At 47.6% G+C, this 20,998-nt stretch carries 25 protein-coding genes and 1 tRNA gene; 7 read left to right on the plus strand and 19 right to left on the minus strand.

Annotated features, from left to right (window positions below):
• Positions 1-3: 3 nt before the first annotated feature.
• The 7 genes from BJF97_RS24450 to BJF97_RS24480 all read right to left on the minus strand — a co-directional run bounded on the left by BJF97_RS24450 (position 4) and on the right by BJF97_RS24480 (position 4,706).
• Positions 4-192, minus strand: coding sequence for a hypothetical protein (locus BJF97_RS24450; RefSeq protein ID WP_032694009.1), 189 nt, complete (start codon positions 190-192; stop codon positions 4-6).
• A 102-nt stretch (positions 193-294) separates the two neighbouring features.
• A complete protein-coding gene (locus BJF97_RS24455) occupies positions 295-1,335 on the minus strand; it encodes a hypothetical protein (protein WP_032694008.1) in 1,041 nt (346 codons plus the stop codon).
• 18 nt (positions 1,336-1,353) lie between these two features.
• On the minus strand, positions 1,354-1,725 hold the full coding sequence (locus BJF97_RS24460) for a hypothetical protein (protein ID WP_050595141.1): 372 nt from the start codon (positions 1,723-1,725) through the stop codon (positions 1,354-1,356).
• Positions 1,726-1,968 carry a hypothetical protein gene (locus tag BJF97_RS24465; protein ID WP_032694006.1) on the minus strand — a complete coding sequence of 81 codons (243 nt, stop codon included), beginning with the start codon at positions 1,966-1,968 and terminating at the stop codon, positions 1,726-1,728.
• 877 nt (positions 1,969-2,845) lie between these two features.
• On the minus strand, positions 2,846-3,292 hold the full coding sequence (locus tag BJF97_RS24470; RefSeq protein ID WP_032694004.1) for a hypothetical protein: 447 nt from the start codon (positions 3,290-3,292) through the stop codon (positions 2,846-2,848).
• A 278-nt stretch (positions 3,293-3,570) separates the two neighbouring features.
• Positions 3,571-3,948 (minus strand): hypothetical protein, encoded by a 378-nt coding sequence (locus BJF97_RS24475; protein ID WP_032694003.1) that lies wholly within the window; start codon positions 3,946-3,948, stop codon positions 3,571-3,573.
• Between the two features lie 122 nt (positions 3,949-4,070).
• Positions 4,071-4,706 (minus strand): phage baseplate protein, encoded by a 636-nt coding sequence (locus tag BJF97_RS24480; RefSeq protein ID WP_050595140.1) that lies wholly within the window; start codon positions 4,704-4,706, stop codon positions 4,071-4,073.
• A gap of 88 nt (positions 4,707-4,794) precedes the next feature.
• Between BJF97_RS24480 and BJF97_RS24485 the strand changes: the two genes are divergently transcribed.
• A protein-coding gene (locus tag BJF97_RS24485; RefSeq protein ID WP_095033700.1) for an IS1-like element IS1B family transposase occupies positions 4,795-5,492 on the plus strand; the annotation gives its coding sequence in 2 pieces (ribosomal slippage) (positions 4,795-5,044 and positions 5,044-5,492; 699 coding nt in all).
• On the opposite strand, the gene BJF97_RS34815 is transcribed toward BJF97_RS24485, so the two are convergent.
• The 6 genes from BJF97_RS34815 to BJF97_RS24505 are packed head-to-tail and all read right to left on the minus strand — an operon-like array spanning position 5,486 to position 7,963.
• Positions 5,486-5,635 carry a hypothetical protein gene (locus BJF97_RS34815; protein ID WP_187418269.1) on the minus strand — a complete coding sequence of 50 codons (150 nt, stop codon included), beginning with the start codon at positions 5,633-5,635 and terminating at the stop codon, positions 5,486-5,488. The genes BJF97_RS24485 and BJF97_RS34815 overlap by 7 nt on opposite strands.
• A 3-nt stretch (positions 5,636-5,638) precedes the next feature.
• The gene (locus BJF97_RS24490) at positions 5,639-5,842 is read right to left on the minus strand and encodes a hypothetical protein (protein WP_032694002.1); all 204 of its coding nucleotides are present in this window, start codon (positions 5,840-5,842) and stop codon (positions 5,639-5,641) included.
• Positions 5,843-6,160 (minus strand): hypothetical protein, encoded by a 318-nt coding sequence (locus BJF97_RS24495; RefSeq protein ID WP_070083013.1) that lies wholly within the window; start codon positions 6,158-6,160, stop codon positions 5,843-5,845.
• A 10-nt stretch (positions 6,161-6,170) separates the two neighbouring features.
• Positions 6,171-7,637, minus strand: coding sequence for a DEAD/DEAH box helicase family protein (locus BJF97_RS24500; protein ID WP_070083014.1), 1,467 nt, complete (start codon positions 7,635-7,637; stop codon positions 6,171-6,173).
• A complete protein-coding gene (locus BJF97_RS34820; RefSeq protein WP_165456066.1) occupies positions 7,600-7,764 on the minus strand; it encodes a hypothetical protein in 165 nt (54 codons plus the stop codon). Before BJF97_RS34820 ends, BJF97_RS24500 begins: the two co-directional genes overlap by 38 nt.
• Positions 7,765-7,774: 10 nt before the next feature.
• On the minus strand, positions 7,775-7,963 hold the full coding sequence (locus tag BJF97_RS24505) for a hypothetical protein (protein WP_032693792.1): 189 nt from the start codon (positions 7,961-7,963) through the stop codon (positions 7,775-7,777).
• Positions 7,964-9,835: 1,872 nt separating this feature from the next.
• Between BJF97_RS24505 and BJF97_RS35235 the strand changes: the two genes are divergently transcribed.
• Positions 9,836-10,078: a hypothetical protein gene (locus BJF97_RS35235; protein ID WP_050595134.1), complete on the plus strand. Its 243-nt coding sequence runs from the start codon at positions 9,836-9,838 to the stop codon at positions 10,076-10,078.
• A 75-nt stretch (positions 10,079-10,153) separates the two neighbouring features.
• Positions 10,154-10,429 (plus strand): hypothetical protein, encoded by a 276-nt coding sequence (locus BJF97_RS24515; protein WP_032693793.1) that lies wholly within the window; start codon positions 10,154-10,156, stop codon positions 10,427-10,429.
• A 581-nt stretch (positions 10,430-11,010) separates the two neighbouring features.
• On the opposite strand, the gene BJF97_RS24520 is transcribed toward BJF97_RS24515, so the two are convergent.
• From BJF97_RS24520 to BJF97_RS24530, 3 genes are all read right to left on the minus strand, one after another.
• Positions 11,011-11,084: transfer RNA gene (locus tag BJF97_RS24520), tRNA-Gly, on the minus strand.
• An 80-nt stretch (positions 11,085-11,164) separates the two neighbouring features.
• Positions 11,165-11,890: an amidase activator ActS gene (gene actS / locus BJF97_RS24525; RefSeq protein ID WP_004854045.1), complete on the minus strand. Its 726-nt coding sequence runs from the start codon at positions 11,888-11,890 to the stop codon at positions 11,165-11,167.
• Between the two features lie 88 nt (positions 11,891-11,978).
• Positions 11,979-12,875: a LysR family transcriptional regulator gene (locus BJF97_RS24530; protein ID WP_032693800.1), complete on the minus strand. Its 897-nt coding sequence runs from the start codon at positions 12,873-12,875 to the stop codon at positions 11,979-11,981.
• A gap of 216 nt (positions 12,876-13,091) precedes the next feature.
• Here BJF97_RS24530 and BJF97_RS24535 point away from each other — a divergent pair, with 216 nt between their 5' ends.
• Genes BJF97_RS24535 through idi form a run of 4 tightly spaced genes read left to right on the plus strand, consistent with a single transcriptional unit; the run spans position 13,092 to position 16,508 of the window.
• On the plus strand, positions 13,092-14,585 hold the full coding sequence (locus BJF97_RS24535) for a UbiD family decarboxylase (protein ID WP_032693801.1): 1,494 nt from the start codon (positions 13,092-13,094) through the stop codon (positions 14,583-14,585).
• A gap of 12 nt (positions 14,586-14,597) precedes the next feature.
• On the plus strand, positions 14,598-15,176 hold the full coding sequence (locus tag BJF97_RS24540) for a UbiX family flavin prenyltransferase (protein ID WP_032693802.1): 579 nt from the start codon (positions 14,598-14,600) through the stop codon (positions 15,174-15,176).
• Positions 15,177-15,190: 14 nt separating this feature from the next.
• The gene (locus tag BJF97_RS24545) at positions 15,191-15,907 is read left to right on the plus strand and encodes a DUF554 domain-containing protein (RefSeq protein ID WP_032693803.1); all 717 of its coding nucleotides are present in this window, start codon (positions 15,191-15,193) and stop codon (positions 15,905-15,907) included.
• Positions 15,908-15,959: 52 nt separating this feature from the next.
• Positions 15,960-16,508 (plus strand): isopentenyl-diphosphate Delta-isomerase, encoded by a 549-nt coding sequence (idi, locus tag BJF97_RS24550; protein ID WP_032693804.1) that lies wholly within the window; start codon positions 15,960-15,962, stop codon positions 16,506-16,508.
• A gap of 40 nt (positions 16,509-16,548) precedes the next feature.
• Here the strand turns inward: idi and lysS are convergent, their stop codons facing one another.
• The 3 genes from lysS to recJ all read right to left on the minus strand — a co-directional run bounded on the left by lysS (position 16,549) and on the right by recJ (position 20,993).
• On the minus strand, positions 16,549-18,066 hold the full coding sequence (gene lysS / locus BJF97_RS24555; protein WP_004134430.1) for a lysine--tRNA ligase: 1,518 nt from the start codon (positions 18,064-18,066) through the stop codon (positions 16,549-16,551).
• Between the two features lie 9 nt (positions 18,067-18,075).
• A protein-coding gene (gene prfB / locus BJF97_RS24560; RefSeq protein ID WP_100248296.1) for a peptide chain release factor 2 occupies positions 18,076-19,174 on the minus strand; the annotation gives its coding sequence in 2 pieces (ribosomal slippage) (positions 18,076-19,098 and positions 19,100-19,174; 1,098 coding nt in all).
• Between the two features lie 85 nt (positions 19,175-19,259).
• Positions 19,260-20,993 (minus strand): single-stranded-DNA-specific exonuclease RecJ, encoded by a 1,734-nt coding sequence (recJ, locus tag BJF97_RS24565; RefSeq protein WP_032693806.1) that lies wholly within the window; start codon positions 20,991-20,993, stop codon positions 19,260-19,262.
• Between the last annotated feature and the right edge of the window lie 5 nt (positions 20,994-20,998).

Here is a 20,998-nt window from a genome sequence, read left to right on the forward strand (position 1 = left end):
ATATTATCCCTCTTTATTATCTACTAACATTACGCACAGAGTTTGCTCAATGCTCCAGCCATATCTAAATCTCATTGTGTTGAATGTGTTCACGTTTAAATTAAACTGCCTGCATAACTCTGACACATTAATGAGCTTCTCTGCATCTTCACCTTTCAATGCTAAATTAGCCGCTTTCATTATAAATTTCATACTCTCTATCCTCTTAAAACAAGAAAAGCCCATAGGAGCGGGGCCGATTTGCTTTCGGTTGTCTCCCTCACCCCTACAGGCTTATATTTTACTCAGTAGCTATTAGGCCACTCCACCAAATACGATTGCATCTGGAATATTTACAATCGGCAGATAGGCCGTTTCAGTTGCAATACTTGGATAGTTCCACTGTGGGTCAGTGGTGATATACTGGTGATACAATCCACTTTCTTTACCCAGCGTGGCATGACGTGTGCCAATCCCTTGATGAAGAACATATGCATTTGAATTTTCAGCCATTTTAGGAATAACAACAAATCCATTCTCACCGATTACATCAGTGATTTGAGTATATCCAGTGACATCGATAACGATATTACCTTTCAGCATCCAGCTTTCATATGCAGGATTAGCACCCTGAACCTGAGTAAACAGATTGGCATCGCTTCCCATTGGCATAGTGTAAAGAAGGAAGTCCTTAATACTGGTGTGATAATGGAGAGCATCAGCAGCAGTGCCAGCAGCAAGGATAATTGTTCCTGTGCGTTGCTGTGCAAGACTGGTTCCCAGCTTCACATTCACTACACGGTTGATTGCAGACAATTGCTGGAATACGTTAGCAGAGCTGGAGGTGTCCAGAGCAAAGCCTGTTTTAGTGGCTCCAGCCATTTCAAGGAAATCTAAATCACCTTGTCCTGCATACTGAGATTCAACTTTCAGAGCCAGCAGAGCGCTAATCAAATCAGCTTCTACAGTGTTCGCCATCTGATCATATTGTGCATCAGAGAAATCTGAGAGAACAGCAGCAATACTATCTTCTACAATAGCCCCACGGCGGCGATACTCTTCTACTTCACGTGAAGTAACACTATTCAAAGAGTTAGAGTATTTCATCTGATAGAGGAATGTTCCAAATTCTGGAAGGCTTGCACTGTTCCAGTCAGATTGAACATGCATTGCACGTTCCAGACCTTTTAGCATCTTCTCATCAACGATACGGTCAAGAGCAATTTTATTCACATCGTGGTTTTCACTACGGAATAAACCGAGAGAGGTGATGATTTTATTTTGTTTATTAGCAAACTCAAAAGGAGATGCAAAACTGGCATTTTGTCCAGTAAATAGATTCATTAGTTCAGACATTTATTATTATTCTCCATATTAGGTGGTGCGAAGGGCTACTGTGTCGTAATCAGTGAATGCAAAGCCTTGTGCTGTCAGAGCTGCTACAACCTCATCAAGAGTAAGAGAGCTATCGATAACGAGAGCTTCTTTAATCAGCATAGCGAACGGGGTGCGAGCTACACGGAGGAATTTCTGACCTGCTACAGAGGGAGAGACGACTACGCCAATATTGTCTGTAGAGGTTGCCATTGCGCCTGAACTCAGGGAGACAACAGAGCCAGCTACCAAATCAGCAGGGATGCCATCAGGGACGCTAATTTTCATATCTTGTAGAACATGATCAGCGGTGTATGCAATAACGCTATTATCTAGCTTAGTGCCACCATAAACTTTACCAAAATTTGCCATTTATTTATTCCTGTTTTTATGTTTCTTCATCTTTTCAATGAATGCATTAGTCTTTTCTTCTTGAGAGAGATTTTCTAATTCAGAGTAATTTAACCCCTTCACTAAAGTTTGCTCTTCATCAAGAAGTCGTTTAGCGGCTTCCCGCATAACAGTATTTACGTCACATTTCATAACCTCTGCTACCTGTTCACAGGTGCTGGTAAAATCAGAAAGGGACATAGATTTGTTATTGATTGTTTTCATATTATATTCTCTATGTAATAGGTCTTTAAAAGTAACTATCTAATTGTTTAAAAGTCACTTTTAAAGTGCTATTTTTATTGAAATAGATTTATTTCAAGTGAGGTAAAAAAGAAGGCACCAATAGGTGCCTTTCTTTGAGTAGAAAATAAATGTTCCAACATTATTAACCTATCCAACCGCTTCCTAATTCAGTTGATAAGAGGAGTTTTTCTGTCTCCTGTTTTTCATCGGAGCTACCCAATGATGCTTTTTGATAATGACAAAGTAATGCTTCCCAACATGCCAGAGGGCTTAATTCTTAACCTGTTGTTAAACTATCTATCCGTAATAGATAATAAAATAAAAGCTACTGACTATTGTCAATAACAAAAATGTGCAATCTATCTAGATATACACTAAAAATACTACCATCCACTTAAATTAGAGGACTTCCATTCACCTACCTTTGATAAAAATAAATAAATAAAAAGATGTGCGGTTTGGTAGTATTTATTAGTATATTCTAATAAATGATGGGGAAAAATAGTTCAGAGAAGAAGGCTAAAAGCGTTTATACTGTGATTGCAATATAAAGCAGCCTAATTCCCATCAGAAACAAAACCCTTGGAAAGTAAACGTTTCTGATTTGGAGTCAATAACCAATTAACAAAACGAAAAATATTAATATCAGAAGAATGAAGAATCTATAAGGAGGTAGTGTCTTCTCTGAAATATCTTACCCTTAAGATAATAGTAACATGAAAATATATATTTGTCAATAGAAAAGTGAAATAAAATACGCTCAAGTGACAATTAAAATTGTATTAAAGTGAGAATCATCTTGTAACGAGTTTTATTTCAAGTGGCACCTGAAGATGCCCCATAAATAAGAAGAGGCTTAAGCCTCCTCTCCTGTCATATTCTCTGCTAATTGTGCAATTTCACCCAGAATACAATCTGTAGCACTTTGATAAATATCAATTTCTGTAGCTAATTCTGGATTATCAGGGTAGCTAGCAATACAAACTTCCAGAACTCCAGAAGCCTCTTTAATGAATTTGTTAGCAAGCTTAATCTCTTCACTGACATTATTCAAATTATTAGCTGTAGGGGTGTTATAGAAATTATCAATGGCTGTTGTGAGGTTGATTAAGATACTTCCATTTAATTCATCGTTGTATGCAGAAAAGATATCCAGATAAGTTATTTTATTATTCTTAACATGATTATAGGCTTCTGCTTCTTCTGAGGTCCCTACAGGAGTTTCCAGGATAGCTTGTTGTTGATTATACGCCTCTAATGCTTCTCTGCCCTTGCCACGGCTCATACTATTAATATTACTCATTATACCTCTTTTTATTTAAAGTTGATTGTAGCCCCTTACAGGGGCCTTATATTTGAATTGTTGTTTATGATGTTTGAATCAGGTAGCCTGGATGGCTTCCGTCGGGTCTTGTTGCTCCTGTGAAGCAAAATGTCACTGTGTCTTTTGTATCTTTTCCAGAAATTTTCTTAGACACAAAATACAAGTAGTAATCATCGCTATTTGTTCTACCGTGCAAATGGTCATTCTCATTACACCAATCGGCGTATGCCTGACACATTTCATATATTGTATTATATTCAGTCAATTTTCTGGCCTTGTGTAATTTTTAGGATAGTGTCTGCAAGGTCTGTATAGGTGCTAGACGCCTCATCCCTGTTATTCAGCCTCTTCCAAGCAATGTGCTCATCTTCACTTTTAAATCCTAATGCCTGCCATCTCTCGATCTCATCGTTAAATTTAGTGGTCATTCGCTTACGAGGATTAAAATAAACATTATTGTTATCACAAATACTATCAATTATTTCCTGCTCTTCTTCTGTTAGAGGCGGAGAGTCTTTATATTCTGGTATTGCATCCCACTTAGGGACGCTCTTCTCTTTAGATTTTCTTTTACTTCTGCCTACTGCTCTAAGCTGTAATTTGTTAACATTCAATATATTTCTATTCTTACTCAACGTTCCTCCAGTTTTTATATTTTATTTTAGTGTATGTGTTACTTCTGATATTAAAATGCCCCATAAGGCAAAACTTATAATAGCTTCTGCATATTGCATATTGGTAGCTCCGATGTATTTATTTAGGAATTGTATTTAGATGAAATATCTGAAACAGTAGTGTCCTTTTTAGTAGCTGTATTGGCCTTAGTTTTAACTGTTTTTCCTTTATTCGTAGTAGATTTTGTTTTGGTGGCGATTACATCGACGGTTTTAGAGGACACTAGCCTCACTCTCTCAAAACTCAAATCAAATTGCATTGCATCCAGTGCATCATCGTAGTTATAACTGACACCTGTTAAAACAACGTTCTCTAATACAGAATCGCGGGTGACTAACGAGATGGTTCTACGTGCTTCGAATGTGGCGTTAAGCCAATCAATAGCCTGTTTTACCCTTGTCCCGTTAGCACCACTGGAGGAGATGATATCTCCCCGTAATTCAATAGGAGACTCAGTAATCCAGCCTGATATATTGATTGAATCGTTTTTAATCTGAATATGGTCGCTCACCTCACTACCAGATTCTATTGCATAGCTAGAGACGTCTGCTCTACGCTTTACACCAATTTGAGGGACGCTATCAAATGATAGAGCACTATATTCCTGAATATAGCTCGCAGAGGAGTCGTTGCTCATGCTCGCTATTACGCAAAATCCGTTCTCTGATTTAGTTTTACTAGTCGATTTGGTGGAGGTTGTGTCGTTAATTGTCGCCATTATTCCCCTCTGTTATATTTGATTCTATCGAGGGGTGATGCTGCCAACTTACTGATTTAGTGTATGATGGTGTTTTTGAGGTGCTCCAGTGGCTTCTGTTTCTATCAGCTGTCCCTCCTGTTCAGCTACTGACGGGGTGGTGCGTAACGGCAAAAGCACTGCCGGACATCAGCGCTATCTCTGCTCTCACTGCCGTAAAACATGGCAACTGCAGTTCACTTACACCGCTTCTCAACCCGGTACGCACCAGAAAATCATTGATATGGCCATGAATGGCGTTGGATGCCGGGCAACCGCCCGCATTATGGGCGTTGGCCTCAACACGATTTTCCGCCATTTAAAAAACTCAGGCCGCAGTCGGTAACCTCGCGCATACAGCCGGGCAGTGACGTCATCGTCTGCGCGGAAATGGACGAACAGTGGGGATACGTCGGGGCTAAATCGCGCCAGCGCTGGCTGTTTTACGCGTATGACAGGCTCCGGAAGACGGTTGTTGCGCACGTATTCGGTGAACGCACTATGGCGACGCTGGGGCGTCTTATGAGCCTGCTGTCACCCTTTGACGTGGTGATATGGATGACGGATGGCTGGCCGCTGTATGAATCCCGCCTGAAGGGAAAGCTGCACGTAATCAGCAAGCGATATACGCAGCGAATTGAGCGGCATAACCTGAATCTGAGGCAGCACCTGGCACGGCTGGGACGGAAGTCGCTGTCGTTCTCAAAATCGGTGGAGCTGCATGACAAAGTCATCGGGCATTATCTGAACATAAAACACTATCAATAAGTTGGAGTCATTACCCTATCGAGGAGGTTTTCCAGATATTCCTTGATAATTTTAGATTCGAGTTCTTCGTATGTTAGGTTAAGGCCTTCAGCTATACTTCTAAAGAGCGCCTTTTCATTTTCTGTATATTCGTATTCCTGCATTATTTACTCCTGAGTGATTTCTCTGATTAGGTTTTTATTAAAGCCTTTCAAGGCTGGGGATTTAGTGTGGAGAATGCCCTCTTCAATGAGACTCTTGATGCTCCATAATACATCCTCGCGTGTTAGACCTAAATCTTCCTGAATCTGTTTTAGTTTACGTGTATGAGAGCACAATAAATGCCTGTATACAGCATCGATATTCGTCATTTATTCTCCTATATTTCGTTTCAACTCAGCTTTAGCAAGTTGTAGTTTATATTTATAGATTCTTTCAGGGGTAATTGACGTATAATACTCTTTGTAGAATGAAGGCCGTAATACTACCACCCTCCCACCACATTCATATGGGTATGTAATATCATCTTTGTAGAAGCTATCTATAGCCCGGCGAGCTGTAATCTCTTTATAGTCTAGAGATTCTACCACTGCACGTATGAAATCTTCTATACGGATGTAAGATTTTCCCTTCACCCCTACTTCTTCAATAATAATACTTAGAATATTAAAGTTCACTTGTTTATTCATATTATTCCTCCTATTTCCAATTTCTTTTTACTGTGGCAATACCTAAATCTAATAGTTTCACTACATCTTTCTGTTTCATCCCTTGTGCTTTATACATTTGGACCATTTCCCTTGTCTCATTCCCTTTTGTTGTATTGTATGGTTTAACTACTTCTCTCGCTTTCCTTTCTTTCACTGGAAGGTCAAAGCCTAGACTCTCTATCTTTGCACCAGGAAAGTAATAAGATTGCAGATAGTTAGCAGTAGCTAAATCAGGAACAATGTATAATTGAGGTCTATTAGATTCAAAGTCTCTTATAGAACACCGTGAAACAAACTGATAGCATTGCTCATAATTCATTGCGGCTTTACGTCTGCTTGCTAATTCATTTGCATCCCATCCGTTTAGTTCTGCATACAATTTCCATTTACCTGTTACAGAAGGATGGAAGTTTGAGCATCCAATGAAAGCAGCTTTTGTTGTGTGTTGGTAGTTGTTCAATCCGTAACTTGCCATGCTAACCCTGTTAGACTCCCCAAAGATTTCATCTCCATAAGATTCAAAGTTGCATACTGACTTATCTTTATTAGTTGCAAAGATGTAGCCATCACCTAACAATGTTCTCACTTCTTTATTAAAATTGTTAAGGGTATATGCTAATGATTCCTGTGTAGCGTTCTTATCTGTGAGGGCTTTTATCTCAATAGGCACAAGCTTATGCTGTCTACGCTCTGTATGAGGCTGTAGGTATTCAGGAGCAGGTATACAGATGAAGTGTGCAACCTCTTTAGCCCACCATAAAAACTCACTACGGCTCACACCAGCGCCCATAATCACAAAGCTTTTGCACCAGTTAACGCTAATGAGTATCGGAGAGATTCCATAACAGAAGAAGTGTTTCTCTTCATCAAACATCAACCCGGCGCCGTGTAACATAGCCCATAGTAGTTGTTTTAAATCTCTGCTGTTAGCGTTCTTCTCTCTGTAATACTTTTCAAACTCCTCTCTGTTCTCTTCCTTTATATAGAAGAGTGATTCATTTTCTTCTATCCAGTTTAGAAAGGGGTAGTTTTCATCAGCATTCTTTTTAAAGTCTACTTTAATCCATCCACCGAATGAGGCCGCTGGTATTTCATCTACATAAACGTCAAACTGTGATAGCTTGTCTTGCATCTCATTATCAAACGCTGCTTTATAACAATACTGTTTATAGCATTCATGAGTGCAAATGATAACTTTGTATTTAAAAGTATCTTCGAGAGCATCAGAGAGTGTTTTGACTGCTGGTTCACCCATAACACGGAATACTTTTCTTTTGAGTATCTCGTTTAGACTGTTCTGGAATTGTTCTGCTAAGTTATGAGTAGGAACGACAATGAGGGAAAGTTTATCAGGATTACCTAAGATGTATTCTTTCAGTCTGTGACTTTTACCGCTACCGCAAATCGCATCTACATATTTAATTACTGGAAACTGCTTTAGTCTTTTTTGTTTCATTCTTTTCCTCATCGACAAGGACATGTTTAATCACTAACTCTTTAATAAGAGCAGGAATCGTAGTGTGTTGTTCAGTTGCTTTTGCTTGAAGTTTTTTATACATATCAGAATCAAAATTGATATTCATTATTACCTCTTTATTTAATTTTCTTAATCGCAACAATCTGATCGTATAGTGCGACCGCTTTGCGGTAACGTTCATATCGTTCGGTATGTCCTAAAGATTTTGCAACATTTTTACTTCGCTGTGCCTGTGCTCGACTGAGTTCACCACTAAGCAGCGCATCAAGGATTGCTTGAACATCAGGGTATTTTGTATTTGCCATTATTATATTGGCTCCTTCTATTATGGTTACATATAAAAAACACCGTGCCGCCCGAAGGCTCACAGTGCGTTGCGGTTAACGTCTTTGTAGTGAATGCTTATTTGTTTTAACTCATCATTATATAAACCATCCTAACATGCTATCACTATATTGTCAAGACCTGAATGCAAAAAAGTGTACTATTTTTAGCAGCTTACGAAAAGTCAACAGGGTTTAAAAATGTTACATAGTTGATTTATATAGATAAAGGGTAGAAATCCGGCTTCAGTATGCATTGATATATTATCAGACACATTCTATAAAGGTATCATTTTATATTTACATAAGCCCCTTTGTAATTAAATTTTGATACCTTTTTAGTTTTGCATACTAATAGTTATAGTAAATATCTATCTAAATGAAGAGCTTGCACGAGTTAATGAGTGGAAGTGATGAGTGTAGATAGACTTACTCAAACAGCTAGCATGAAATAAAAGGGCTTTTTCCTTTTATTGAGTGGTAGTTGTAGGAGTTAGTGCTTCCCCTCGTTAGTGAACGGGGGATATCTCTCGAAGAGTCTATGTGAAAGGTGCTTTTTCCTTTTGCATAGTAGATAGTGATTCTTGAAGTGTTATGACACGTTTCAAATGAGTGTCGGCAATCTGCGATAACCTCTACGCTTCGCTGACTCATAACAACTATCTATATAAAGGACATTCTACTTAGTGTCATACTATCGCTAAAGCTCAAGTATTCTCCGTTCGGAGGCTGACCACTGTCAGACTAACTCTCACTCTCACTAAAAAAGAAAAGTCTTTTGTTAATAACATTAGTTGCATAAAGAAACATCTCTACAATTGATTACATGCAAAAAGAGAGAATGTAATGAGCGATACCCGAAGGGAGTGCATAGCACTATCGCTATATATCACCTACAATAAAATTTATCTGAATAAAAGACGATTACGTGCAATATATCTTTGTGCAATAATGTTTCTCAAGTTAAGCCGGATTTAAATACAATTTAATTAACGTTTAATACTGATTAATACCCCTCTTAATACCCCCTTTAATCAATGAAAAGAATAGCTGTTTAAGCTATTTTAAAGGAATAATGTGCAATAGTGTATTATGTGCAAAGAGAGACAAAGCCAGGCGTAGCAGGGCTTAGAGGTATGTAATGTGCAATGACAGGTGGGGATGTTGTTGAACGAGTTTTCACGTATTATTGTGCAATATAAAATAAATTTGAATTTATCAAATAAATTTTAATAAAAACATCATTTAAATTCTAATAATAACTTAGTGAAACTATTAACATATTGAAGTGTTATGACAGATGTATTCTGGTGAAATCTGAGGGGCGTTGCCCTAGTTGTCATGACAGAATGCAAGGAGGCTCACCCTAGTGCGCAGAAGACTCATTATGTTAAATTGGATGATTAACGTAAGTTATTGATTTAAGTGCACTATCTTTCATGACAAGAATTATTTAAACGTAAGTTATTGATTATTAAAGAGTGAAATTCTTGTGAGGGTACCAGCCTAATACTATTCATGTGCAAGAGTAAACAAACACTTAACTCATTGATTTATAATGATTATGTTCAATCCCTCCATAACATAACACTTTCCAAACACTAGTTTATAAATGTTATTAGATTGATTTATAAAGAGATTCTTTATTCATCTATCAATATGCAAAGTTCAATAGATAATTTCAATCAATCGATATGCAACATCCATGCCAGATATTTTGAAATTCTGAAATTTTCAAATGAAGGGCGTCGATTCTCTGTGTTTAACCCCGGTAATGTATTTTCATAAAAGCTTGCATTTTAGAAAACTGTACGTAAGTGTACGATTCCTCAACATTAGCTACATGGAGGCGTCATGAAAAGAACCGGGAGAGACATATTACTTAAACTACTTATACCAGTTGTATTTGTGCTAGGGGTTCTCTATTGCATTAATGCTAAAGCAGGACAGATAACCCTAACCAACCCACAGGAGGAACAGACGGAGAACGGGAAAACGCTATGCACGTATCAGAACAGCAATTACCTGTTCACCTACGTAACTAAGGGGAAATGTCCCTATGCGAAAACCTTCAATACAGAGGATTCAGAAGAGTGAAAAAGGAGGAAGAGCCGATCACCTGCTTTATGTGGTGTGGGGTTACGGTGTGCGTTTATACGCAGGTAGTGAAGTTTGCAGGGACGACAATACAGCGTCACCTGTTACCAACCAATCTTAGAAAAGCAGTTGATCAACAAGTGGCAGGGGCAGCCAACCACCAAGAAGCCCGCCCCCGCCGTATTCAACATTCCCAACGGAGAGAAGGAAATGGAGAACAATCACATTATGGCGTTAGCGCTCGCGCTGTGCAACGCCGGAACAAATAGCCGGGTGACAATCCCCCGTTTAACCGGGAAAGAGCTAAAACTATTGCTGGAATGGCTGTCAGTGCTGAGAGCAACACTATAAATCAAATATAAGCGGTACATAGGGGCTTTTAAGCCCCTTTATCTATTTAAAGCAACTACCCTACAGCTTAACAATAAAACCTCTCAGAATGCGTTACAGAGCGTTTTAGAGGCATTGGACAATAGGAGCCATAAAGCCCCGTTGGTGATACAGCAACAAGCGGAGCATAGCGACTTCATCAGGTTGTCAGAAGGATCACACCTTATCAGGATAACCGTGTACCTTTCGGAGCGTGGCTGAAACGCTGATAGAGCTTGCATGTGGTGTGCAAGTACCAATATCACCATAAACCTGTTTACGCAGCCACAGGGCCGCACATCGGGCTTAAATGCGTGTGATCAGTCTGTCGATGAGATGTATCTATGCCACAGGAGAGGCTTCTTGTTCATGTTGGGCTATCGCAGTATGAACGGTGGAACTACTGCCAACGAAGCGTTATAATCTCACCTTGCCTGATAACATTTCGTAGCAGTTACTTAGGGCAGTTTCAATGGTAGAACACAGGAAGCATTTTAGATAGGCATCTGTCTAACATGCTGAAAGAGAAGGCTTTTTAAGGCTTCTCCACCTGGGGAGATTACTGGAGCGGGCGAAGGGAATCGAACCCTCGTATAGAGCTTGGGAAGCTCTCGTTCTACCATTGAACTACGCCCGCGAAGAGGTGCGAGGGCCATTATAGACCTTACGCACCCGCTGACAAGCCCATAACAGGCTAACTGTCGATAAAATAACCTTTTAGCACTTAGGCTTACTGCCCTGCGGCGGCAAATAGCGCAGCGGGTCGATCGCCGTCGCCCGGTAGCGAATCTGGAAGTGCAGGCGCACGGAGTCCGCATCCGAGCTGCCCATGGTGGCAATCTGCTGGCCAATCTTCACGCTCTGGCCGTTATTCACCATTAGCTTGTCGTTGTGCGCGTAGGCGCTGATATAGTCCTCATTATGCTTAATCATAATCAGGTTGCCGTAGCCGCGCAGCTGGTTGCCCACGTAGACCACTTTGCCCGCCCCTGCCGCATACACCGGCTGGCCGCGCTTACCGGCGATATCGATACCTTTATTGCCGCCATCGCTGGTGGAGTATGGCAGCACTACTTTACCGCTGGTTGGCCAGCGCCAGCAGCGTTGCCCGACCGGCGGCCAGGAGGATTGCGGCACCGCCGAAGATGGCGTCACGGCGGCGGTACGTTTCGTCGACGATTTCTTGCCGGATGCCCCCGCCTTCGCCGTGGTCCCGGAACCGCTGTTTAGCTTCAGCTTTTGCCCGACTTCGATGGTATAAGGAGGTGAAATATTATTGAGACGGGCGAGATCCCTGACGCTGGTGCCAGTGGAACGTGAGATAGCGTACAGCGTATCGCCGCGCTTCACGGTGTAGGTTGAACCGGAATCGGATGAGCTGGAACACCCCGCGACGATCAGGCTGCTCAGCAACATTATTGCAATAACAAAGCGTTTTCTCATCAGGCGTCCTGCGCTTAACACTAACATTCACCTCAAAACCAGGGCGATTATCATACCAGTCCCCAGGGCATTCCCCAATCGCTACCCGTCATACAGAAGTATTAAACGGATAGCCATGCGTAATAATATCCATCAACGCGGGCAGATAAGGCATAGACGGCAATTTGACCAGCGCCGGGTAGAATATTTGCGGCGAGGGGAAAACATCGACTACGTAACACTGGCTAAGTTTATCGGCTTCCACTTCAGAAGAAGGTAGCAGCGTCGCCGCCTGAAGTCCTGACTCCAGCCAGTCGAGGATCACGCCCGGCTGCGTAATATGCATAATCACCTTCGCGTTGATTCCGGACTTACGAAACAGCTCCATAAGCATCTCATAAGTCCCTGAATCCTTTGCTCTATGGAGCAGCACCAGCGGCAGCGCCGCCAGCGATGTGTAGCTATACGGATTAGACGGCGGCCCCGGCAGGCATCTTTTATTGATCACCGCGACCAGCTTAATCGGGTCAAAAGAGACATAATCAAAGCCTTCGCTACGGTAGGGGCGCTGGATTAAGGCGAAATCAATTGCGCCCTCGGTTAATAACGTTTCGAGATGGCTGGAGTCAGTAACGGAAATATTTATTGAGGTATCCGGATGACGTCGATATACCTCCATCAGCAACGCTTTAAAATAATTCTGATAGAGATGAGTTAAGCCGATTCTCAATTCAGTTCTGTTTTTGTGCGCAATATCCGTCGTTTCCCGCGCCGTATCCTCTACCTGGCGTAATATTTCACACGCTTTTCGATAGAGAAAAAAACCGGCTTCCGTAGGCTCAATGCGGTTTCCCCGGCGAACAAAAAGCGATACCTGAAGCTCCTCTTCCAGCTCCTGAATTCGCTTGCTGAGCGGCGGCTGCGCCATGTTCAGCGACTTCGCCGCCTGGCTCACCGAACCTTGTTCCACCACCCGACAAAAATAGCGTAAGCGCTTTAAATCCATCATCATTATCCGCAGTGTAATTTATCACCAGTATCACACTTAGTCGGAGAAATAAAAAGCCGCAGCGTTGCTCCTCATATTAATTAATCATTATTTAACACCTTGTTAAAATAAACTTTTTTGATCTACTGACCATCCGGTAAACGGTATTTGTTTATCCGCGCCAGGGAAAATATTGTGCCGGGAGCAAAACTTCTTTTCCGAAGGAAACATCCCATGGCAAATAGTGATAACAAAACCCCCTCATCGGTACATGATTTACGCTCCGCGCTGGAACTGCTGAAAACGCTTCCCGGCGAGTATGTTGAAACCGATACCGAAGTCGACCCGCATGCTGAACTCTCCGGCGTCTATCGTTACGTAGGCGCCGGCGGGACCTGCCAGCGTCCGACCCGCAAAAATGGCCCGGTCATGGTCTTCAACAAAATCAAAGGCTTTAAAGATATCAGCGTGGCGATTGGCCTGAATGGCTCCCGCCAGCGCGTCAGCCATTTCCTCCAGTGTGAATCGGCTAAACTGGGGCATCTGCTGAAGGATTCGGTGGAGAATGCGATAGCGCCGGTGATGGCCCAGGGCGCAGCGGTCTGCCAGCAAGTGGTCCACCTGGCGAGCGATGCCGATTTCGATCTGCGCAAGCTGCTGCCGGCGCCGACGAATACTGAAGAAGACGCCGGCCCCTATATTACGATGGGCCTGTGCTACGCCTCCGATCCAGAAACCCATGAGTCCGATATCACCATTCATCGCCTGTGCGTCCAGAGCCGCGACGAGCTCTCCATGTGGCTAACGCCCGGCCGCCATATCGATGCTTTTCGCATGAAGGCGGAAGCGGCAGGCCAGCCGCTGCCGATTTCAATCAGCATCGGCGTCGATCCGGCCATTGAAATTGCCGCCTGTTTTGAGCCGCCGACCACCCCGCTGGGCTTCAATGAGTTAAGCATCGCCGGCGCGCTGCGCGGCAAAGCGGTGGAGATGACGCAGTGTAAAACTATTAACGAGAAAGCGATCGCCCACGCTGAGATCGTGATTGAAGGCGAACTGCTGCCCAACGCGCGCGTACGAGAAGATCAGAACACCCATACCGGCCGCGCGATGCCTGAGTTTCCGGGCTACACCGGCGAAGCTAAAGAGGCGATCCCGGTCATCAAAGTGAAAGCCGTCACTCACCGTATCAATCCTATCTGGCGCACCACCGTAGGGCCAGGCGAAGAACACGTCAATATGGCCGGTATCCCGACCGAAGCCAGCATTCTGGATATGGTCGAGCGCGCGATGCCCGGCAAGTTGCTGAACGTCTTCGCCCATTCGGCGGGAGGCGGCAAACTGCTGGCGGTGCTGCAGTTTAAAAAATCCTCCCCGGCGGACGAAGGGCGTCAGCGTCAGGCAGCCCTGCTGGCGTTCTCTGCCTTCCCGGAACTGAAGCACGTGATTCTGGTCGATGAAGACGTCGATATTTTCGATAGCGATGACGTACTTTGGGCCATGCAAACCCGCTACCAGGGCGATGTCGATACAATCACTATTCCCGGCGTTCGCTGCCATCCGCTCGATCCGTCGCAGGTACCGGAATACAGCCCGAGCATCCTGCAGCAGGGAATGTCCTGCAAAACGATATTCGACTGCACGGTGCCGTTCCATCTGAAGCACAACTTCCAGCGATCCAGATTTAAAGAAGTAGACGTGAAGCGCTTCCTGCCGGATTTCGAATAAAAGGAGAACACCATGGCGACACGCATCATCATTGGTATCAGCGGCGCATCCGGGTTTCAGTACGGCGTTAAGGCGCTGGAGCTGCTGCGCCCGCATCCCGTTGAGGTCCATCTGGTCGTCTCTAAAGGCGCGGAAAAAACCTGCGAGCTGGAGACGGATTACCGCCTGGACGACGTGATGGCGCTGGCCGACGTGGTGTATCCCATCGCCAATCTTGGGGCGGCTATCTCCAGCGGTTCGTTTAAAACGCTGGGAATGTTGATCGCGCCGTGTTCAATGCGTTCTTTAGGCGCCATCGCCCACTGCCTGACCGACAACCTGCTCACCCGCGCTGCGGACGTGGTGCTGAAAGAGCGTCGCCGCCTGGTGCTGCTGGCCCGGGAAACACCGCTGAACCTTGGCCATATCCGCAATATGGCCGCCGTAACCGAAATGGGCGGAATTATCTTTCCGCCGGTCCCGGCGCTTTACCAGCGTCCGCAAACGGCGGACGACATCGTTACCCATAGCGTCAATCGCGCGCTCGATCTGTTTGACCTGCAGGTCAACAACATCCCCCGCTGGGGTGAAGGCGAGCTACGTATTAATTAACCGGAAATGACTCAATGTTAATTGGCCCATATGTAAACGGAGCCGCCGTGATTATCGGCGGACTCATCGGCGCTGCGGCGGGCGGCAAGCTCCCCGAGCGCGTAAAAACGGCGCTGCCGATGACCTTCGGCCTGTGCTCCGTTGGTCTTGGCATCACGCTGGTGCTCAAAGTGAAATATATGCCCGCCGTCGTGCTGGCCATGGTGATTGGCGCCATCCTCGGCGAACTGCTGCATCTGGAAAAAGGCATCGGTAAAGCCGCAGGCTCCACGCGCGGCTTGATCAACAAGGTGCTGCCGCCGGTCAATGGCCTCGGCCACGAAGAGTTTACCGAGAAATTCGTCGCTATCCTGGTTCTTTTTTGCGCTAGCGGCACCGGCATTTTCGGCGCGATGACCGAAGGCATGAGCGGCGATCCGTCGATTCTGTATATCAAAACGATTCTCGATCTATTTACCTCCGGGATCTTTGCGACGCTGCTGGGCTACGCGGTAATGACCATTGCTGTCCCGCAGGTCATTATTCAGGTGGCGCTTGCGATGCTGGCGGTGGTTATTCTGCCATCGATCTCGCCTGACATGATGGCGGATTTCTCCTGCGCCGGCGGGCTGCTGATGGTGGCGACCGGATTGCGTATCTGTAACATTAAGCTCTTTCCGGTAGCCAACATGCTGCCAGGGCTTGTTTTGGTAATGCCTTTGTCCCATTTATGGGCTACCCTAGTGGCCTGAGTACATGACCCGGCGGGTTTGTGCCGGGTCATTTTTTATTTCAGGAGTTGTCATGGCCGGGGAACATGTCATTTTGCTGGACGAGCAAGATAAGCCTACAGGTATGCTGGAGAAGTATGCCGCCCACACCCTCAACACCCCTCTGCATCTCGCGTTTTCCAGCTGGCTGTTCAATGAACAAGGCCAACTGCTGGTCACGCGCCGCTCGCTGGGCAAAAAAGCCTGGCCAGGCGTATGGACGAACTCAGTCTGCGGGCATCCGCAAACCGGCGAAACCTTTGAACAGGCCGTTGAGCGCCGCTGCCGCTTTGAGCTCGGCGTCGAGATAACCCGCATCGTCCCGGTCTTTCCGGGGTTCCGTTACCGGGCCGTCGCGCCGAATGGCATTGTCGAAAACGAGGTCTGTCCGGTCTATGCGGCACGAGTAGCCAGCGCGTTACGGATAAATCCTGACGAAGTGATGGATTTTCAGTGGAGCAATCTTGCGGATGTGTTAAGCGGGATTCGCGCGACGCCCTGGGCTTTTAGTCCGTGGATGGTGCTGCAGGCAGCGGACGATAATGCGCGTAACGCATTAATCAGCTTTAGCAATCAGGCATAAAAAAACCCAGCTCTGCTGGGTTTTTTTATTCGCGTAATGCTTATTTTACCGGACGCATCGCCGGGAACAGGATCACGTCGCGGATGGTGTGGCTGTTGGTAAACAGCATCACCATACGGTCGATACCGATACCCAGGCCCGCGGTCGGCGGCAGGCCGTGCTCCAGCGCGGTAACGTAGTCTTCGTCATAGAACATCGCTTCGTCGTCACCGGCGGCTTTCGCGTTAACCTGATCGAGGAAACGCTGCGCCTGGTCTTCCGCATCGTTCAGCTCGCTAAAGCCGTTACCGATTTCACGCCCGCCGATGAAGAATTCAAAGCGGTCGGTGATTTCCGGGTTCTCGTCGTTACGACGCGCCAGCGGAGAGACTTCTGCCGGATATTCGGTAATGAAAGTCGGCTGAATCAGGTGCGCTTCCGCCACTTCTTCGAAGATCTCGGTCACGATGCGGCCCAGACCCCAGCTCTTCTCAACGTGGATACCGATGCTTTCCGCAATGGCTTTTGCAGAATCGAAGTTATCCAGATCGGCCATCTCGGTTTCCGGACGATACTTCTTGATCGCTTCGCGCATGGTCAGCTTTTCAAACGGCTTGCCGAAATCAAAAGTCTGATCGCCGTAAGGCACTTCAGTATGGCCCAGAACGTCCTGCGCCAGAGTGCGGAACAGGGATTCGGTCAGTTCGATCAGATCTTTGTAATCCGCATACGCCATATAGAGTTCCATCATGGTGAACTCAGGGTTGTGGCGAACGGAGATACCTTCGTTACGGAAGTTACGGTTGATTTCGAACACGCGCTCAAAGCCGCCAACCACCAGACGCTTCAGGTACAGTTCCGGCGCAATACGCAGGTACATGTCCAGATCCAGCGCGTTGTGATGGGTGATGAACGGACGCGCGGACGCGCCGCCGGGGATCACCTGCATCATCGGGGTTTCAACTTCCATAAAGCCGCGGCCGACCATGAACTGGCGAATGCCCGCCAGGATCTGCGAACGCACTTTAAAGGTGTTGCGCGATTCATCGTTGGAGATCAGATCCAGGTAGCGCTGACGATAGCGCGCTTCCTGATCCTGCAGGCCGTGGAATTTGTCCGGCAGCGGGCGCAGGGCTTTGGTCAGCAGGCGCAGCTCGGTGCAATGGATGGAGAGTTCACCGGTCTTGGTTTTGAACAGCTTACCGCGCGCCGCGATGATGTCCCCGAGGTCCCATTTTTTGAACTGCTCGTTGTAGACGCCTTCCGCCAGATCGTCGCGGGCGACGTACAGCTGAATGCGGCCGCCAACGTCCTGCAGCGTAACGAAGGAGGCTTTACCCATGATACGACGGGTCATCATGCGGCCAGCGACGGCGACTTCAACGTTCAGCGCTTCCAGCTCTTCGTTTTCTTTGCCATCGAAGTCAGCGTGCAGTTGGTCAGAGGTATGGTCACGACGGAAATCATTCGGGAACGGGATACCCTGCTCACGCAGCGCGGCCAGCTTCTCACGACGGGCTTTCAGTTCATTATTAAGGTCAATTGCCGCGTCAGCGCCCTGTGCTTGTTGTTCAGACATGTTGGTTCCTCATAACCCTGCTTTCAAACTTGCTTCGATAAATTGATCCAGGCTGCCGTCCAGCACCGCCTGAGTGTTGCGGGTTTCCACCCCGGTGCGCAGATCTTTAATGCGGGAGTCATCCAGCACGTAAGAACGGATCTGGCTGCCCCAGCCGATGTCGGATTTGGTATCTTCCATCGCCTGCTTCTCGGCATTTTTCTTCTGCATTTCCAGCTCATAAAGCTTCGCTTTCATCTGCTTCATGGCCTGGTCTTTGTTCTTGTGCTGTGAACGGTCGTTCTGGCACTGGGTCACTAAGCCGGTCGGAATGTGGGTAATACGCACCGCGGATTCCGTACGGTTAACGTGCTGACCGCCCGCGCCGGATGCGCGATAAACGTCAATGCGCAGATCCGCCGGGTTGATGTCGATATCAATATCGTCATCCACTTCCGGATAAACGAACGCGGAGCTGAAAGAGGTGTGGCGGCGGCCGCCGGAATCGAACGGGCTCTTACGCACCAGGCGATGAACGCCGGTTTCGGTACGCAGCCAGCCGTAGGCGTAGTCGCCGATAATCTTGATGGTCACAGACTTAATGCCCGCCACTTCGCCTTCAGACTCTTCGATGATCTCGGTCTTGAAGCCGCGCGCTTCGGCCCAGCGCAGATACATGCGCATCAGCATGCTGGCCCAGTCCTGCGCTTCCGTTCCGCCGGAACCGGCCTGGATATCGAGGTAGCAATCGGCGCTGTCGTATTCACCGGAGAACATCCGGCGGAATTCCAGCTGCGCCAGCTTCTCTTCCAGCACATCGAGCTCGGCGACGGCTTCGTTGAAGGTCTCTTCGTCTTCGGCTTCAACGGCCAGCTCCAGCAGGCCGGAAACGTCCTCCAGCCCCTGAGACATCTGATCCAGCGTATCAACGATGGCTTCCAGCGAGGAACGCTCTTTACCCAGCGCCTGCGCGCGCTCTGGTTCGTTCCAGACGTCAGGCTGCTCCAGCTCGGCGTTTACTTCTTCGAGACGCTCTTTCTTAGCATCGTAGTCAAAGATACCCCCTAAGAACGTCCGAGCGCTCCGTGAGGTCCTGAATACGGTTTTTTACCGGATTTATTTCAAACATGGTCGGTTTCTTTTAATGGATTCGTCAAAATGCGGTGATAAGAGCGGAATTCTACCGGATTCGCGCCCTCATTAATATACTGTTCTCAATTTGGCCAGAGGTGGTCAATGATCAGCTGCAGGCTGCGGTTGCCGCGGAACTCATTGATATCAAGCTTATAGGCAAGCTGAACTTCGCGAACGCCGTTATCCGGCCAAAGGGAAGTATCAACATTGAACGCGATACCGTCCAGCAGCGGGCCGCCGCCGACCGGCTCAACCATCACCTTCAGATGACGCTCGCCGACCAGGCGCTGCTGTAGCAGACGGAAACGGCCGTCAAACAGCGGCTCCGGGAACATCTGCCCCCACGGTCCGGCGTCGCGCAGCATCTGCGCGACCTCCATGCTCATTTCTGCCGCCGCCAGCGGACCGTCGGAGACCACTTCCCCCTGCAGCAGCGCAGGATCGAGCCACTCGGTCACCAGCTCGCCGAAGCGCTGCTGGAACTCTTCAAAGCGCGCCTCTTCCAGCGATAGCCCCGCCGCCATGGCATGGCCGCCAAACTTCAGAATCAGCCCGGGATAGAGCGTATCCAGACGCTCCAGCGCATCGCGCATATGCAGCCCCTGAATCGACCGACCGGAGCCTTTGAGCGTACCGTCGCCGGTGGGCGCAAAGGCGATAACCGGACGATGGAAACGCTCTTTGATACGCGAGGCCAGAATGCCAACGACGCCCTGGTGCCACTGCGGATGGTACATCGCCAGGCCGCCGGGCAGCGTCTCACCGCTGCGCTCCAGCTTCTCACACAGGGTCAGGGCTTCCGCCTGCATCCCCTGCTCTATCTCTTTGCGCGTCTGGTTCAACGCGTCCAGCTCATTGGCCAGCACCCGCGCTTCGCCGGTGTTGTCGCACAGCAGCAGCGCCACGCCGACGGACATATCGTCCAGCCGCCCAGCCGCGTTAAGCCGCGGACCGAGCGCGAAGCCGAGATCGCTTGCCGCCAGCTTTTGCGGGTCGCGGTTGGCGATCTCCAGCAGAGCCTTAATGCCCGGACGGCATTTCCCCGCCCGGATGCGGCTCAGCCCCTGCCAGGTCAGAATACGGTTGTTGGCATCCAGCGGTACGACGTCCGCCACGGTGCCGAGCGCCACCAGGTCGAGGAGGTCAGCCAGATTCGGCGGCGCAATGCCGCGCTCCTCAAACCAGCCTTTATCGCGCAGAAAAGTGCGCAGCGCCAGCATCAGATAAAAGGCCACGCCCACCCCGGCCAGCGATTTCGACGGAAACTCACAGTCGCGCAGGTTCGGGTTAATAATCGCTTCCGCCGCGGGCAGCGAATCCCCCGGCAGGTGGTGATCGGTCACCAGCACCGGAATACCCAGCGCATGGGCGCGTTCGACGCCAGCGTGCGAAGAAATACCGTTATCCACGGTCATAATCATCTGCGCGCCGCGGGCGTGAGCCTGATCGACCACTTCCGGGCTCAGGCCGTAGCCATCTTCAAAACGGTTTGGCACCAGGTACGAGACGTTGCCGTAGCCCAGCGCCCGCAGGGCCAGAACGCTCAGCGCGGTGCTGGTGGCGCCGTCGGCGTCAAAATCGCCGACCACCACAATATGCAGCCCCTGCTGAAATGCGCCGTAGAGCATCTCTACCGCTTTTTCGACGCCGGTCAGCTGCGACCACGGCAGCATGCCTTTCACGCCGCGTTCCAGCTCCTGCGCGCTACGCACGCCGCGGCTGGCGTACAGCCGCTGCAGCAGCGGTGGGAGATCGGCAGGTAAATCGACGCCGTCAGCCGCCTCGCGGCGGCGTAGTTGTATCTGTTGTTTCACGCGAA

Origin of the sequence: Klebsiella sp. LTGPAF-6F, from assembly GCF_001753185.1 — a bacterium.
Classification (GTDB): domain Bacteria; phylum Pseudomonadota; class Gammaproteobacteria; order Enterobacterales; family Enterobacteriaceae; genus Klebsiella; species Klebsiella michiganensis.